The 16567-nt window shown below is 63.3% G+C and carries 14 protein-coding genes; 13 read left to right on the top strand and 1 reads right to left on the bottom strand.

Annotated elements, in window-relative coordinates; all coding sequences use genetic code 11:
• Position 1: 1 nt before the first annotated feature.
• The 13 genes from E4M07_RS06800 (at position 2) to pnp (ending at position 15671) form a co-directional block, all read left to right on the top strand.
• The gene (locus tag E4M07_RS06800; RefSeq protein ID WP_136657568.1) at positions 2–1177 is read left to right on the top strand and encodes a hemolysin family protein; all 1176 of its coding nucleotides are present in this window, start codon (positions 2–4) and stop codon (positions 1175–1177) included.
• A gap of 147 nt (positions 1178–1324) precedes the next feature.
• Positions 1325–2911, top strand: coding sequence for an apolipoprotein N-acyltransferase (gene lnt / locus E4M07_RS06795; protein WP_136657567.1), 1587 nt, complete (start codon positions 1325–1327; stop codon positions 2909–2911).
• A 163-nt stretch (positions 2912–3074) separates the two neighbouring features.
• On the top strand, positions 3075–3494 hold the full coding sequence (locus E4M07_RS06790) for a helix-turn-helix domain-containing protein (RefSeq protein ID WP_136657566.1): 420 nt from the start codon (positions 3075–3077) through the stop codon (positions 3492–3494).
• 225 nt (positions 3495–3719) lie between these two features.
• The gene (gene metK, locus E4M07_RS06785; protein ID WP_136657565.1) at positions 3720–5000 is read left to right on the top strand and encodes a methionine adenosyltransferase; all 1281 of its coding nucleotides are present in this window, start codon (positions 3720–3722) and stop codon (positions 4998–5000) included.
• Positions 5001–5041: 41 nt separating this feature from the next.
• On the top strand, positions 5042–5746 hold the full coding sequence (locus E4M07_RS06780; protein ID WP_136657564.1) for a tRNA (guanine(46)-N(7))-methyltransferase TrmB: 705 nt from the start codon (positions 5042–5044) through the stop codon (positions 5744–5746).
• A gap of 164 nt (positions 5747–5910) precedes the next feature.
• Positions 5911–6522, top strand: a complete 612-nt coding sequence (rimP, locus tag E4M07_RS06775) for a ribosome maturation factor RimP (RefSeq protein ID WP_246660384.1) — start codon at positions 5911–5913, stop codon at positions 6520–6522.
• A gap of 43 nt (positions 6523–6565) precedes the next feature.
• A complete protein-coding gene (nusA, locus tag E4M07_RS06770) occupies positions 6566–8209 on the top strand; it encodes a transcription termination factor NusA (protein ID WP_136657562.1) in 1644 nt (547 codons plus the stop codon).
• A gap of 19 nt (positions 8210–8228) precedes the next feature.
• The gene (locus E4M07_RS06765; RefSeq protein ID WP_136657561.1) at positions 8229–8882 is read left to right on the top strand and encodes an RNA-binding protein; all 654 of its coding nucleotides are present in this window, start codon (positions 8229–8231) and stop codon (positions 8880–8882) included.
• Positions 8879–11446 carry a translation initiation factor IF-2 gene (gene infB, locus E4M07_RS06760; RefSeq protein ID WP_136657560.1) on the top strand — a complete coding sequence of 856 codons (2568 nt, stop codon included), beginning with the start codon at positions 8879–8881 and terminating at the stop codon, positions 11444–11446. The genes E4M07_RS06765 and infB overlap by 4 nt, the downstream gene beginning before the upstream one ends.
• Positions 11447–11556: 110 nt before the next feature.
• Positions 11557–11970 carry a 30S ribosome-binding factor RbfA gene (gene rbfA / locus E4M07_RS06755; protein ID WP_136657559.1) on the top strand — a complete coding sequence of 138 codons (414 nt, stop codon included), beginning with the start codon at positions 11557–11559 and terminating at the stop codon, positions 11968–11970.
• Positions 11970–12905, top strand: coding sequence for a tRNA pseudouridine(55) synthase TruB (gene truB / locus E4M07_RS06750; protein WP_136657558.1), 936 nt, complete (start codon positions 11970–11972; stop codon positions 12903–12905). Before rbfA ends, truB begins: the two co-directional genes overlap by 1 nt.
• 136 nt (positions 12906–13041) lie before the next feature.
• Entirely contained in the window at positions 13042–13311 is a 270-nt protein-coding gene (rpsO, locus tag E4M07_RS06745) for a 30S ribosomal protein S15 (RefSeq protein ID WP_136657557.1), read from the top strand.
• 233 nt (positions 13312–13544) lie between these two features.
• A complete protein-coding gene (pnp, locus tag E4M07_RS06740; RefSeq protein WP_136657556.1) occupies positions 13545–15671 on the top strand; it encodes a polyribonucleotide nucleotidyltransferase in 2127 nt (708 codons plus the stop codon).
• Positions 15672–15746: 75 nt separating this feature from the next.
• Here pnp and fabI read toward each other — a convergent pair whose 3' ends face one another.
• Positions 15747–16559 (bottom strand): enoyl-ACP reductase FabI, encoded by an 813-nt coding sequence (gene fabI / locus E4M07_RS06735; protein ID WP_136657555.1) that lies wholly within the window; start codon positions 16557–16559, stop codon positions 15747–15749.
• Between the last annotated feature and the right edge of the window lie 8 nt (positions 16560–16567).

Raw genomic sequence — 16567 nt, 5'->3', positions numbered from 1 at the left:
GATGAGCGAGCAAACCAGCAACGCCGCACCGGCCGACACGTCAGCCGGTTCGCAGGAATCCGACAGCGGCGAAGACCCCGGAAGTAGGCAGCTTCCGGTTGTCGTCCAGCCGCACGAGCGCAACGGCCACAGCTGGTGGTCGCGCATCCTTCGGCTTTTCAGAACCTCGGATGAGCACAGCCTGCGCGAGGATCTGACCGACGCGCTGTCGGCGGATGGCGTCTTCGGCGCTGCCTTTACCCCGGAAGAGCGGGCGATGCTGCACAACATCCTGCGGCTGCGCGAAGTGCGTGTCGAGGATGTCATGATACCGCGCGCCGAGATCACGGCCGTGGACTGCAATATCGCGCTCGATGAACTGATGGCCCTGTTCGAGGAGTCGGGCCACTCGCGCATGCCCGTTTACGGCGATACGCTCGACGACCCCCGGGGCATGGTCCACATTCGCGACCTTGTCGCCCACATCACTAGGCAGGCCCGCAACAAGCGGCGTTCCTCCCGAAACGGGGCGGCCGCGAAGGCCGCCAACGGCAATGGTCCGGCAAAGAAGGACAAATCCGCCAAGCCCGCCGAGTTCGACCTTACACGCGTCGACCTGGCCAGGACCGTCGAGGAGGCCGGCATCATCCGCAACGTCCTGTTCGTGCCGCCGTCCATGCTTGCCTCCGACCTGATGCAGCGGATGCAGGCCATGCGCACGCAGATGGCGCTGGTGATCGATGAATATGGCGGAACGGACGGCCTCGTGTCGCTCGAGGATATCGTCGAGATGGTGGTCGGCGACATCGAGGACGAACACGATGACGAGGCTGACATGATTACCCAGGTGTCGGAGGATGTGTTCGTCGCCGACGCCCGTGTCGAGCTCGAGGACATTGTCGAGATGATCGGCAGCGATTTCGACGTCGGGGACAAGGCGGAGGACGTCGACACGCTCGGCGGCCTCATCTTCTCCGCCATCGGCCGCATTCCGGCCCGGGGTGAAGTTGTTCGCGCATTGCCGCAATTCGAGTTCCACGTCCTGGATGCCGATCCCCGCCGCATCAAGCGGGTTCGCATCGTGCGCCGCCGCATGGTCGAGCGCCGCCGCAGGCCGCAGCGGACCGACTCGGAAAAACCCGTTGCTCAGAAACAAAAGGCAAAACCTGTCGAACCGGCCGGAACCGACGCCTCCTGACGGTTTCGCGCTGCCACGGGGCGGGTAACCGCTCGCTTACTCTGATATAAATTCGCTGTTGGCTGATTCGCCGGGCCGAACCCGTATGGCTGGCGGAACGGATCGGGAGCGACAATTCCCGACCTCATCTTGCTCTAGGGAGGGGACATGGAGCGCTTGGCCGGGAAAATCATGCTGCTTTGGGGGCCGAGGCGGTGGATTGTTTCCTTTTGCGCCGGCGGCCTGGGCGTCCTGTCCCTGCCGCCCTTCGATTTCTTTGCCGCCCTGTTCATCTCATTCACGGTGCTTGTCTGGCTGCTTGACGGCGCCAGCGGCGACCCGGAAGCCGGGGCGCTCGGCCGCCTGTCGCCGGCCTTCTGGACCGGCTGGTGGTTTGGATTCGGCTATTTCGTCGCCGGCCTCTGGTGGCTTGGAAGCGCGCTGTTGGTCGAGGCCGAGCAGTTTGCCTGGGCGCTGCCGCTCGCAGTGCTCGGATTGCCGGCCCTGCTGGCGGTTTTTTACGGCCTGGCCACGGCCTTTGCGCGGCTGTTGTGGTCGGACGGCCTTGGAAGGCTTTGCGCGCTGGCCTGCGGCTTCGGCCTCGCGGAGTGGCTGCGCAGCTTCCTGCTGACGGGTTTTCCCTGGAACGCCGTCGGTTACGGCCTGATGCCGGTTCCGGTCATGATGCAGGCCTCGGCGCTGGTCGGCATATTCGGCATGTCCGCCCTGGCCGTGTTCGTTTTTTCGGTGCCGGCTCTCGTCGCCACCCGGCGCGGCCTGGTTCCGGCATTGGCGATCGCCGTCTTGCTTCTCGTCGCCCAGGTGGGGTTCGGTGTGTGGCGGCTTGCCCAACCGGAACCCGCCGCCGAGGCGGAAATCGTTATCCGCATTGTCCAGCCGTCGGTGGACCAGTCGGAGAAATGGGAGGACGGCGAACGCCTCGAGATATTCGAAACGCTGTTGTCGCTGACCAGGAGCGAGAGCCAGTCCGGCAAAATGCCGACACACGTCGTGTGGCCCGAAACATCTGTCCCGTTTATCCTGACTAGCAATCCGGCGGCCCTGACGATGATCGGGGAGGCGCTTGAGGACGGTCAGACGCTGATCACCGGCGCGGTGCGCGAGGAACGCGATGCAAGCGGTGAAACGGCGCGCTACTACAACTCGATTTACGTTATTGACGACAACGGGCAGATCGTCGCGGCCGCCGACAAGATCCACCTGGTGCCGTTCGGGGAGTACCTGCCTTTTGCCGGCCTGCTGCAAAGCGCCGGCCTTCAGACGATTGCCCATACGCCGGGCGCGTTTTCCGCCGGCAGCCGCCGGCATTCGGTCGAGGTGCCGGGCGGGCGGCGGTTTCTGCCGCTTATCTGCTATGAAGTCATTTTTCCGGCGGAACTGGAGGTTGAAGGTCCGCCGGCGGACTTTATACTAAATGTAACCAACGATGCCTGGTATGGCCGCACACCCGGTCCGTATCAGCATTTCCGGCAGGCGCAACTGCGCGCGGTAGAGACAGGAATGCCGCTCGTGCGTGCCGCCAACAACGGGATCTCCGCGGTAACGGACGCAAAAGGACGTGTATTAGACGGAATGTCACAAAACGTGATTGGTGTTGTTGATATTGCGCTACCCGGGAATTTACACGCAAAAAGGGGCACTTGGTCTTCGAGCATAGCCTTCTGGTTGATTATCGCTTTGCTTTTGGTGGTTGCGCTAGTTTCTCGTTACAGTTTTGCAAGAACGGACAATTGACGTAAATCCACTAAAATTGCATAGATAGTATTTGTGAAAATAGAACCGCTGGTGTTGCAGCGTAGTACAGTCTTCCAATAGGGGTGGCGGAGGTCAATACTTCAAGGGCGCCGGTGTCATCAAACACGAGGCAGTTGTAATTGCAGCTGCAGGAAATATGACCATGACAACAATCGTAAATAAAAAGAAACCAAATCCCATCGACATACACGTTGGCAGCCGCATCAGGCTGCGCCGCACAATGCTCGGCATGAGCCAGGAGAAACTCGGCGAAAGCCTGGGCATTACGTTCCAGCAGATTCAGAAATACGAGAAGGGTACAAACCGTGTCGGCGCCAGCCGGCTGCAGAACATTTCATCGATACTGAATGTTCCGGTCTCCTTTTTCTTCGAGGATGCACCGGGCGATCCGTCAACCGGCCAGCCGGGCGCATCCGAATCGTCCAGCTCGAACTACGTCGTCGACTTTCTTTCGTCGTCGGAGGGACTGCAGCTGAACCGGGCATTCGTCAAGATTGACGATCCGAAGGTCCGCCGCAAGATCGTTGATCTTGTCAAGGCGCTGGCTGCTGATTCCGAATAGCGCATTGGTTCGGGAAAAGGCCAAATTCCATTTGGCCGCGCGCCTTTCCCGACACCGCGCCGTTATAATCCTCAGCTTTTCCTGACAGCCGTGATACTGCCGTAAATTCCTGCCTGCTGGCCTTCGACGGGTCATATCAAGATATATTTATATCGTTCTGCGCTTGTATTTGCCGCCTGTTTTGCATAACAAGTCGGCATTACGCAGCAGTTCTGAGAGGCGGGCATGGCGCGAAGCAACTATCTCTTCACAAGTGAATCGGTTTCGGAAGGACACCCGGACAAGGTGTGCGACCGCATCTCCGACGAGATCGTCGACCTGATTTACAAGGAAGCGCGCAAGACCGGCACCGATCCGTGGAGTGTGCGTGTCGCCGCCGAGACGCTGGCCACCACCAACCGCGTGGTGATCGCCGGCGAGGTCCGGGTTCCGCCGACGCTGATGAAAAGGGACAAGCACGGAAACGACGTGATCAATCCGTCCCGTTTCCGCTCCGCCGCACGGCGCGCCATCCGTGACATCGGTTACGAACAGGACGGCTTTCACTGGAAGAAGGCACGCGTGGACGTGCTGTTGCACTCCCAGTCTGCCGACATCGCGCAAGGAGTCGACAACGCCGCCGACCAGCAGGGCGACGAGGGGGCCGGCGACCAGGGCATCATGTTCGGTTACGCCTGTAACGAAACGCCCGATCTCATGCCCGCCCCGATCTATTACTCGCACCAGATCCTGCGCTTGCTTTCCGAGGCGCGAAAGAAGGGCGAGGGCGACGCCGCGCATCTCGGGCCGGACAGCAAGAGCCAGGTAACGGTCCGTTATGTCGACGGCCAGCCTCACGAGGTCACGCAGATCGTGCTTTCCACCCAGCACCTCAAGGATGACTGGGATTCGGACAAGGTCCGCCAGGTGGTCGAACCCTATATCCGCGAGGCGCTTGGCGACCTGCCGGTCGCTGACGACTGCAACTGGTACATCAATCCGACGGGCAAGTTCGTCATCGGCGGACCGGATGGCGATGCCGGCCTTACCGGCCGCAAGATCATCGTCGATACCTATGGCGGCGCCGCGCCCCACGGCGGCGGTGCCTTCTCGGGCAAGGACACGACCAAGGTCGATCGCTCGGCCGCCTACATGGCCCGCTATCTTGCCAAGAACATTGTCGCGGCCAAGCTGGCCGAGCGCTGCACGATTCAGCTTTCCTACGCGATCGGCGTTGCACAGCCGCTCTCGATCTATCTGAATTTTCACGAGACCGGAAAGGTCTCGGAGGAAATGGTCGAGGACATCCTGCCGCATCTGGTCGACCTTTCGCCGACCGGCATCCGCCGCCATCTCGACCTGAACAGGCCGATCTACGCCAAGACATCGGCCTATGGCCATTTTGGCCGCAAGAGCGCCCGCGACGGTTCCTTCTCCTGGGAGAAGACGGATCTGGTTAAGGCGCTGAAGCAGGCGGTCCGGACCAAGTCGACCAACGGAACGCGCGCCGCCGCGGCAGTGGTTTAGGCCCGCCGGCAAGCAGTTCCCATCAGGCGCGGTGAGCAATTATGGCGCGTGAGCATCCGAAGCGGGCGGCCGGGGCGTTTTTCGGCCGCCGCCGGGGAAAGGCGTTGCGCCCCGTTCAGGCCCGGGCGCTTGAGACCCTTTTGCCGGCGCTGCGTCTCGACACCGACGGCCCGCCCTTGCGGGACTTGGCGCAGGCCTTTGGCACCCGGTACGAAACCCATCGCCTCGAGATCGGATTTGGCGGCGGCGAGCATCTGCTGCACAGGGCACGCACAAATCCGCAGACCGGATTCATCGGCGTCGAGCCCTTCGTCAACGGGCTGGCCAAGTGTGTCGCGGCGCTCAAGGCGAACCCGCTGCCGAATATCCGCCTGTATGACGACGACGCCACCCGGCTGCTGGACTGGCTGCCCGCCGGCGGGCTCGATCAGGTGGACCTTCTCTATCCGGATCCCTGGCCGAAGAAGCGGCACTGGAAGCGCCGTTTCGTCTCGGATGCGAACCTCGACCGGATTGCCCGGGTATTGAAGCCCGGCGGACGGTTCTGCTTTGCCTCCGATATCGACAGCTATGTCAACTGGACATTGCTGCACTGCCGGCGGCATCCGGCCTTCTCCTGGGAGGCGGCCCGGGCCGACGACTGGCAAAACCCGTTCCCGGACTGGCCCGGAACCCGCTATGAGGCCAAGGCCTTGCGGGAGGGGCGCGTGGCTGCCTATCTGACATTCCGTCGCACGGGCGGCTGACTCGCGTCGTCATTGTGGCCGCGGTGCGCATATGGACCTTGCAATCGGCCGTCTTGGGGAGTATATCAGGCCGAAATCTTGATCATCTGAGCAAGAGTGGGCCGGCCGGACCCGCTCTTTTTTGTTAGATGGGCCCGAAAGGGCCCGCGCATGAGAGGCAGAACTTGTCGCAAGACGCGCTATCGCCAAGCAGCACCGAAGGCCGGTTGATCGCCGAGACGGGACTTGACGCCCGCATTGCGGCAATCGTGGAGCCGGTTCTGGAATCCATGGATTTTCGGCTCGTTCGCGTGCGCCTGTCCGGTCAGAACGGCATGACGCTGCAGATCATGGCCGAACGCAACGACGGCACCATGACCGTTGAGGACTGCGAAACCCTGTCTCGTTCCCTGTCGCCCTTGCTTGACGTTGAAGACCCGATCGACCGGGCGTATCATCTGGAGATCTCGTCGCCGGGAATTGACCGACCCATGGTGCGCAAATCGGATTTCGAGCGCTGGTCCGGTCATCTGATCAAATGCGAGACATCGGTGCCGGTCGCCGGCCGCAAACGCTTCCGCGGAACGATTTCCGAAGTCGACGCCGGCGGCTTTGTCGTCGAACGGGACCAGGCCAGTTACGGCGACGAACCGACCGTGCGCATACCCTTCGAGGCCCTGAGCGAGGCCAAACTGATTTTGACGGATGAGCTCATCCGTGACGCCCTGGAAGCCGACAAGGCCGCCCGCGCCGCCCGTGAAGGGCAGGCATCGGACGACAGCGGCGACAACAACTGAAATCCGCGGTCAAGGCCGCGCATGCCATCGTATGGAGAGCAATATGGCAGTTAGTGCAAACAGGCTCGAACTTCTTCAGATCGCGGACGCCGTGGCCCGCGAGAAGGCGATCGACCGGGAAATCGTCATAGAAGCGATGGCCGATGCCATCCAGAAGGCGGCCCGCTCGCGCTACGGTTCGGAGTCCAACATTCGCGCCGATATCAATCCGAAGACCGGTGAGATCAAGCTGCAGCGCCTCCTGGAGGTGGTTGAGGAGGTCGAGGACTATTCGACGCAGATCGCGCTGGAACTGGCGCGCGACCGCAACCCGGAAGCCCAGCTCGGCGACTTCATCGCTGAGCCGCTGCCGCCGATGGATTTCGGCCGCATCGCCGCCCAGTCCGCAAAGCAGGTCATCGTCCAGAAAGTCCGCGAGGCCGAACGCGACCGCCAGTACGAGGAGTTCAAGGACCGCGTCGGCGAGATCGTCAACGGCACCGTCAAGCGGGTCGAATATGGCAACGTCATCGTCGATCTCGGGCGCGGCGAGGCGATCATCCGACGCGACGAGCTGATCCCGCGCGAGAACTTCCGCTACGGCGACCGCGTCCGCGCCTTTGTCTACGACGTGCGCCGCGAGCAGCGCGGTCCGCAGATCTTCCTGTCCCGCACGCATCCGCAATTCATGGTCAAGCTGTTCACCATGGAAGTGCCGGAAATCTATGACGGCATCATCGAAATCCGCTCGGTTGCCCGCGATCCGGGATCGCGCGCCAAGATCGCGGTGATCTCGAACGACAGTTCGATCGATCCGGTCGGCGCCTGTGTCGGCATGCGCGGCAGCCGCGTTCAGGCGGTCGTCGGCGAACTGCAGGGCGAGAAGATCGACATCATCCCCTGGTCGATGGATCCGGCTTCCTTCATCGTCAACGCGCTGCAGCCGGCCGAGGTGGCCAAGGTGGTTCTCGACGAGGATGCCGAGCGCATCGAGGTGGTTGTTCCGGACGACCAGCTGTCGCTGGCGATCGGCCGCCGCGGGCAGAATGTGCGCCTTGCTTCGCAGCTCACCGGATGGGACATCGACATCCTGACGGAGCAGGAGGAATCGGAGCGCCGCCAGAAGGAATTCAACGAACGCACCGAACTCTTCATGAACGCGCTCAACGTCGACGAGATGGTCGGCCAGGTCCTGGCGTCGGAGGGCTTCTCGCAGGTCGAGGAAGTCGCCTATGTCGATCTGGAGGAGATTGCGGCCATCGAAGGATTTGACGAGGAGACGGCCGAAGAGATCCAGAGCCGCGCCCGCGAGTATCTGGAGGCGATCGAGGCCGAACTCGAGGCAAAACGGCTGGAACTTGGCGTGACCGATGAGTTGCGCGCCGTTCCCGGCATGACGACGGCGATGATGGTGGCGCTGGGAGAAGACGGCATCAAGACCATGGACGACTTCGCCGGATGCGCCGCCGACGACCTGGTCGGCTGGACCGAGCGCAAGGACGGCGAGACCGTCAAATACGAGGGTCTGTTCTCAAACCTCGACGTGTCGCGCGCCGACGCGGAGGAGATGGTCGTCGCGGCGCGGCTCGCGGCCGGCTGGATAACCGAGGAGGACCTGGCGGCGCAGGCAGCGGAGAACGAGGAAGGCGAGGCCGAGGAAGGCGAAGCCGAGGCGGCTGAAACCGCCGACGAGGTAGCGCAGGCCTGACCTGCCCGGGGCTCTGCTGATGGGGCTGGGGGCGGACATGAACGACCGGACCTGCATCGTCACGCGGCAAAGCGGGCCGGCGGACCGGATGATCCGCTTCGTCGCCGATCCGGACGGCGTCGTTGTCCCCGATCTGAAGGCGCGGTTGCCGGGCCGCGGATGCTGGGTGACGGCCGAACGGCGCCAGCTGCGCAAGGCGATGGAAAAGAACCTGTTCGCCCGTGCGCTGAAGGCCAAGGTAACGGTGCCCGAGACGCTGGACGAGACGGTCGATTCGCTGCTTGTTTCTGCGCTCACCGGAATGATCGCCATGGCCCGCAAGGCCGGGCAGGTCGTGACCGGTTCCGGCAAGGTTGAGGCGGCGATACGGTCCGGCCGGGCCATCGCCGTCATGCATGCGAGCGACGCCGCGCCCGACGGCGTCCGCAAGATGGACCAGGCGCGGCGCGCCGCGGCCGCTTCCGGGAGCACCGGCATCGGCTCCTTTCGCCTTCTTTCGGCCGACGAAATGGCGATTGTGATGGCCGGCGGCAATGTAATACACCTCGCGGTGCTTGCAGGGCAGGCCGGTGAGGGTGTAGTGAAACGCGCAAAGATGCTTGACCGATACCGCAATGGAGCGGAAAACGGTCATACAGCGGGGGTTCCCGCACAGGAAACGGAAACGGAATGAGCGAAACCAAGGACGACAAGACCATCAGTGTGTCGAGCAAGAAGACTCTGACGCTCAAGCGCTCCGGTGTGGAGCAGGGGACGGTGCGCCAGGATATGGGTCGTGGCCGGACCAAGGCGGTGGTTGTCGAAACGCGCAAGCGGCGGATATCGCGGCCGGAAGACGACAAGTCCGGATCGCTGGCCGGCGGCATCAAGCCGAAGCCAGCGGCCGGTGAAAGATCGGCGGCGAAGCCGAAGGCCGAGCCGGCACGTGAAGCCGCGAAATCGACGGTTCTGAAGGAACTGTCCGCCAGCGAGATGGATGCCCGCAAGCGCGCGCTGGAAAATGCCAAGATCCGCGACGCCGAAGAGCGCAAGCAGGCCGAAGAGGACGCCAAGCGCCGCGAGGCCGAAGAGGCGCAGCGCAAGGTCGAGGAAGAAGCGCGCCTGAAAGCGGAAGAGGAAGCGCGCGCAAAGGCCGAGGCAGAAGGCACCACGGCCGAAGCGGCGCCCGCCCAGGCGGAGCCGGAGCCGGCCGCGCCGGTCGAGCCGCCCGCCGTCGATCGCCCGTCGCGCGCAGCGCGCCATGAGGAGTCCGCCGACGATTCCCGCGCCAAGCCGGCGCAGCAGCGCGGCAAGCCGTCCCGTCCCGAAACGCCGCGTCCGTCGCGGCCGCGCGGCGACGATTCGCGCCGCCGCGGCAAACTCACGCTCAACACCGCCCTCAACGAGGACGGCAACCAGCGCGGCCGCTCCCTTTCGGCGATGCGCCGCCGCCAGGAGAAGATGAAGCGTGCCCTGGTCCAGGAGCCGCGCGAGAAGATCGCACGCGAGGTCACCCTGCCGGAAACCATCACCATCCAGGAGCTTTCGCAGCGCATGGCCGAGCGTTCGGTCGACGTCATCAAGTATCTGATGAAGGAAGGCCAGATGATGAAGCCCGGCGACGTGATCGACGCCGACCTGGCCGAGCTGATCGCTGGCGAGTTCGGCCACACGGTCAAGCGCGTTGCCGAATCCGACATCGAGGAAGGCATCTTCGACATCAAGGACGACGAGAGCACCCTCAAGCAGCGGCCCCCGGTGGTCACGATCATGGGCCATGTCGACCACGGCAAGACGTCGCTGCTCGATGCCATCCGCAACGCCAATGTGGTGGCCGGCGAAGCTGGCGGCATCACCCAGCATATCGGCGCCTATCAGGTTGAGCAGAACGGCCAGAAGATCACCTTTATCGACACGCCGGGCCACGCCGCCTTCACGGCGATGCGCGCCCGCGGCGCGCAGGCCACCGACATCGCGATCCTGGTCGTCGCCGCCGACGACAGCGTCATGCCGCAGACCATCGAGTCCATCAACCACGCCAAGGCGGCCGAGGTGCCGATCATCGTTGCCATCAACAAGATCGACAAGCCGGAAGCCGATGCGAACAAGGTGCGCACCGAGCTGCTCCAGCATGAGGTTTTCGTCGAATCCATGGGCGGCGAGGTCCTCGACGTCGAGGTGTCGGCGACCAAGGGCACCAATCTCGACAAGCTTCTCGAGGCGATCCTGCTGCAGGCGGAGATTCTCGACCTCAAGGCCAATCCGGACCGGACGGCCGAGGGCGCGGTGATCGAGGCGCAGCTCGATCGTGGACGCGGCTCCGTGGCCACGGTCCTCGTCGAAGCGGGAACGCTGCACACCGGCGACATTGTCGTGGCCGGCAACGAGTGGGGCCGCGTGCGCGCGCTCGTCGACGACCGCGGCAAGCAGGTCAAGGAAGCGGGGCCCGCCACGCCTGTCGAGGTTCTCGGCCTCCAGGGCACGCCGCAGGCCGGCGACCGGTTTGCCGTTGTCGAAAACGAGGCCCGGGCCCGTGAGATCTCTGAGTACCGCCAGCGGATCGCCCGCGAGAAGGCGGTTGCCCGCCAGGCCGGAACCCGCGGTTCGCTCGAACAGATGATGACGCAGCTCCAGGACAGCGGCGTCAAGGAGTTCCCGCTGGTCATCAAGGGCGACGTGCAGGGCTCGATCGAGGCGATCGCCGGCGCGCTGGAAAAACTCGGCACCGACGAAGTGCGCGCCCGCATCGTCCATTCGGGCGCCGGCGGGATCACCGAATCGGATATCTCGCTGGCCGAGGCCTCGGACGCAGCCATCATCGGCTTCAACGTCCGCGCCAACAGCCAGGCACGCGACGCGGCCGCGGCCGCCGGCATCGAGATCCGCTACTACAACATCATCTACGATCTCGTGGATGACGTGAAGGCGGCGATGTCCGGCATGCTGTCGCCCGAGCGCCGCGAGACCTTCCTCGGCAATGCCGAGATCCTCGAGGTGTTCAACATCACCAAGGTCGGCAAGGTCGCCGGGTGCCGCGTCACCGAAGGCAAGGTCGAGCGCGGTGTCGGCGTACGCCTGATCCGCGACAGCGTGGTCATCCACGAGGGCAGCCTGAAGACGCTCAAGCGCTTCAAGGACGAAGTCGCGGAAGTCAACGCCGGGCAGGAATGCGGCATGGCCTTCGAGAACTACGAAGACATCCGCGCCGGCGACGTCATCGAGTGCTTCCGCGTCGAGCACGTATCGCGCACGCTCTAGGAGCCGACAGGCGGTTATAATTCAGATCGGGCGCCGGAAACGGCGCCCGTAACCATATTTCATTCGCGTGCGGTCCTATCCCGCCGCAAATGGTTGAAAAGGTTTAATAAATGTCACGCTTTTCGTCCTCCGGGCCCTCGCAGCGGCAGCTGCGCGTCGGTGAACAGGTCCGTGCTGCCATCACCACGGTGCTGCAGCGCGGCGAGGTGCGCGATCCCCTGATTGAAAACACGGTGATCGCCGTTTCGGAAGTGCGCATGTCGCCGGATCTGAAAATCGCCACGGCCTATGTGACGCCGCTTGGCGAAGCCGATCACGATCCGGTCGTCGAGGCGCTCAACCGCAATGCCCGGTACATTCGCAAGCGCGTGACCCCGGCGCTGAGGCAGATGAAATACATGCCCGATATCAGGTTCCGCGACGATACGAGCTTCGACAACTATCAGAAGATCGACGACCTCCTGCGCTCCCCCGAGGTCCAGCGCGATCTCGATCACGACGACGAAGGCGGGGATCGCGGCTGATGGCGAGGCAACGCAAGAAGAAGGGGCGGGCGGTCTCCGGCTGGCTCATCCTCGACAAGCCGGTCGATTTCGGTTCGACCGAGGCGGTTTCGAAGATCCGCTGGCTGTTCAAGGCGCAAAAAGCCGGCCATGCGGGAACGCTCGATCCGCTCGCTTCGGGAATGCTGCCGATCGCGTTGGGAGAGGCCACGAAGACGGTTCCCTATGTGATGGACGGGCGCAAGGTCTACCGGTTCACGGTGCGCTGGGGCGAGGAACGCACCACAGACGACCTGGAAGGGGCGGTCGCCCGCTCCAGCGACGAGCGTCCGGCTGAAGACGATATCCGGGCTCTTCTGCCGCAATACACCGGCGTGATCGAACAGACGCCGCCGCAGTTTTCCGCCGTCAAGATCGAAGGCAACCGCGCCTATGACCTGGCACGCGAAGGCGAGGCTGTGGAAATTCCGCCGCGCGAGGTGGAGATCCACCGGCTTGACCTTGTGGCCTGCCCGGATGCGGACACCGCCGTGTTCGACGTCGAGTGCGGCAAGGGCACCTATGTGCGCGCCCTGGCGCGGGACATGGGCCGCGATCTCGGCTGCTTCGGCCATATCGCCGCGCTTCGCCGCACCTATGTCGCGCCTTTCGATGAAGACGAGATGGTGCCGCTCGACGATCTGGTGGCGCTGGAGGCCATCGAGGACGAAGGTGAACGCCTCGCCGCGCTCGACGAATACCTGATCGATACGGGCGAGGCGCTGGCCGTTCTTCCGACCTTTGCGGTCAGCGAGCAGCAGGCGCAGCGCCTGCGCTGCGGCAACCCGATCCTGCTGCGCGGACGCGACGCGCCGCTGCCGGCTGATGAAGCCTGCGCGACGCAGAACGGAAAGCTGGTCGCCATCGGCGAGATCGCGCAGGGCGAGTTTCGCCCGCGCCGGGTTTTCGGCGGTTGAAATAAAACTGGCATTTTGTGGATTTCTGACTTATATGCACCGCGATACGGCGCAAATGCAGCCGTTAAACGCGGCCCTGGCTGGACGACATCCCGGCCAAGGGCGTCTCATCCCTCCAAAGTGAAAGGAAGGCACGATGTCGATTACTGCTGAACGCAAAGCAGAACTGATGAATGAATACGCAACGAAGAAGGGCGACACCGGTTCCCCCGAGGTCCAGGTGGCCATTCTGACCGAGCGTATCAACAATCTTACGGAACATTTCAAGGGCCACAAGAAGGACAACCATTCCCGCCGTGGCCTGCTGAAGATGGTTTCAAGCCGCCGTTCGCTCCTCGACTATCTGAAGAGGAAGGACGAAGAGCGGTACAAAAAGCTTATCGCGAGTCTCGGTATTCGCCGTTAGGTTTTTCCGGCGGGAGCCTTGCGCGCCCGCCGGTTTTCGTTTCAGGGCGCCAACCGCGCCCGTTGGAACGGTCACGGGGCAGGATTGCAGGTTGCTTGATGCCCGCCGAGTACAAGCCACCCGTTGTCTTGCCCGTGACGATACCGACCGAACGGCCCGGTGTTCGGGCCATGTACGTTATCGAAGGGGCGCCGTGATATCCGATCACGCCGCCCGCACACGAAGGACAAGATATGTTCAATACCCACAAGGTAGAAATCGAATGGGGCGGACGTCCGCTCATTCTCGAAACGGGCAAGATCGCTCGCCAGGCCGACGGCGCCGTGATGGCGACCTACGGCGAGAGCGTCGTTCTGGCGACGGTCGTCTCCGAAAAACAGCCGACGCCGGGACGGGACTTCTTCCCGCTGACCGTCAACTACCAGGAAAAAACCTATGCTGCCGGCAAGATCCCCGGCGGTTACTTCAAGCGGGAAGGCCGCCCGAGCGAAAACGAAACGCTCACCTGCCGGCTCATCGACCGGCCGATCCGCCCGCTGTTTCCGAACGGCTACAAGAACGACACGCAGATCATCATCACCGTGATGCAGCACGACCTGGAGAACAATCCGGACGTCTTGGCGATGATCGCCACTTCCGCGGCGCTGACCCTGTCGGGCGTGCCCTTCATGGGCCCGATCGGCGGTGCGCGCGTCGGCTACATCAACGGCGAGTACATCCTCAACCCGCATATCGACGAGATGGACGAATCCAGCCTCGATCTGGTGGTCGCCGGCACGCAGGACGCGGTCCTGATGGTGGAATCCGAGGCCAGCGAGCTGCCGGAAGATGTCATGCTCGGCGCCGTCATGTTCGGCCACAAGGGCTTCCAGCCGGTCATCGATGCCATCATCAAGCTGGCGGAGGTTGCCGCGAAGGAGCCGCGCGAATTCGAGCCGGAAGACCTGTCCGCGCTTGAGGACGCCATGCTGAAAGTGGCGGAAACCGAACTGCGCGACGCTTACAAGATCACCGACAAGGCGGAGCGTTACGACGCCGTCGATGCCGTCAAGGCCAAGGTGGTGGCGCATTTCCTCCCCGAGGACGTGGAAGAGCCTGAATACACGGCCGAACAGATCGGCGCTGTCTTCAAGTCGCTGCAGGCCAAGATCGTGCGCTGGAACATCCTCGATACGAAAAGCCGCATCGACGGCCGCGAACTGGACACGGTCCGCGCCATTTCGGCCGAAGTCGGCGTTCTTCCGCGCACCCACGGTTCCTCCGTGTTTACCCGCGGCGAGACCCAGGCCATCGTCGTGGCGACGCTCGGCACCGGTGAGGACGAGCAGTATGTCGATCATCTGACCGGCATGTACAAAGAAAACTTCATGCTGCACTACAACTTCCCGCCCTTCTCGGTCGGCGAGACGGGCCGCATCGGTTCGCCCGGCCGCCGCGAGATCGGACACGGCAAGCTTGCCTGGCGGGCCATCCACCCGATGCTGCCGACCGGCGAGCAGTTCCCCTACACGCTGCGTGTCGTCTCGGAAATCACCGAGTCGAACGGTTCGTCCTCCATGGCAACCGTCTGCGGCACCTCGCTTGCGCTGATGGATGCCGGCGTGCCGCTGGCCAAGCCGGTTGCCGGTATCGCCATGGGCCTGATCAAGGAAGAGGAGCGCTTCGCCGTCCTTTCCGACATCCTCGGCGACGAGGACCATCTCGGCGACATGGACTTCAAGGTCGCCGGCACCAAGGACGGCATCACGTCGTTGCAGATGGATATCAAGATCACCGGCATCACCGAGGAGATCATGCAGATCGCCCTCGACCAGGCCAAGGGCGGCCGCATGCACATCCTCGGCGAGATGGGCAAGGCCATCAACGAGAGCCGCGAGGAACTCGGCGAGTACGCGCCGCGCATCGAAGTGATGAACATCCCGGTCGACAAGATCCGCGATGTCATCGGCTCCGGCGGCAAGGTGATCCGCGAGATCGTCGAGAAGACAGGCGCCAAGATCAATATCGACGACGACGGCACCATCAAGTTCGCCTCCTCCTCCGCCAAGGAGATCGAGGCGGCCAAGAAGTGGGTCCATTCGATCGTTGCCGAACCGGAAGTCGGCGTCATCTATCAGGGCACCGTCGTCAAGGTCGCCGATTTCGGCGCCTTCGTGAACTTCTTCGGGCCTCGCGATGGCCTCGTTCACATTTCCCAGCTCGCCAAGGAGCGCGTCGGCAAGACCTCGGACGTCGTCAAGGAAGGCGACAAGGTCTTCGTGAAGCTTCTCGGCTTCGACGACCGCGGCAAGGTTCGCCTTTCCATGAAGGTCGTCGACCAGGAGACCGGCCAGGAAATCCCGCGCGAGCCGGCCGACTGATCGCCGGACGCACAGACAACAAAAAACCCGCTGCGTTTGCAGCGGGTTTTTTTGTTTGCGCGGCTGTGTTCGCGGCTATTTGCCGTTCGACCACTGCGCCTTGAGTTCCTCGAGCACCGGCATCGACGTGATGTGGTAGCCCGAATCGACGAAATGGACCTCGCCGGTGACGCCCTTCGACAGGTGCGACAAAAGATAGACGGCCGATCCGCCGACATCGTCGATGGTGACGTTGCGGCGCATCGGCGAATTGCGCTGCTGGTAGTTGTACATCTCGCGCGCCCCCGATATGCCGGCGCCGGCGAGTGTCCGTACGGGCCCGGCCGAGATCGCGTTGACGCGGATGTTACGCGGACCGTAATCGGCCGCGAGATAGCGAACGCTGGCCTCGAGGCCCGCCTTGGCGACGCCCATCACGTTGTAATTGGGCATGACGCGGGTCGATCCCCCATAGGTCAGGGTGATCATCGACCCGCCGTCGGGCATCAGCGCCGCGGCGCGCTTGGCGATTTCGGTAAACGAGAAACACGAGATGATCATCGTGTGCGTGAAGTTCGCGCGCGTCGTGTCGGCGTAGAGGCCCCTCAGCTCATTGCGGTCGGAAAAGCCGATCGCGTGCACGACGAAATCAATGCTGCCCCACCGGTCGGCAAGTTCGCCGAACGCCGCATCGACGGTTTCGATGTCCTCGACATCGCACGGCATGATGAATTCCGAATCGACCGATTTGGCCAGCGGCTCTAGGCGCCGTCCGAATGCCTCGCCCTGGTATGTGAAGGCAAGTTCCGCGCCCTCGGCGTGCAGCGCCTGGGCAATGCCCCAGGCGATCGAGTGATCGTTGGCGACCCCCATGATAAGGCCGCGCTTCCCCTTCATCAGTTCACCCATCTGTACAA

Source organism: Nitratireductor sp. XY-223, assembly GCF_004959855.1.
In the GTDB taxonomy this organism is placed as follows: domain Bacteria; phylum Pseudomonadota; class Alphaproteobacteria; order Rhizobiales; family Rhizobiaceae; genus Hoeflea_A.
The sequence above is the reverse complement of the archived record's forward strand: the minus strand, read 5'-3'. Positions and strand labels throughout refer to the sequence as shown.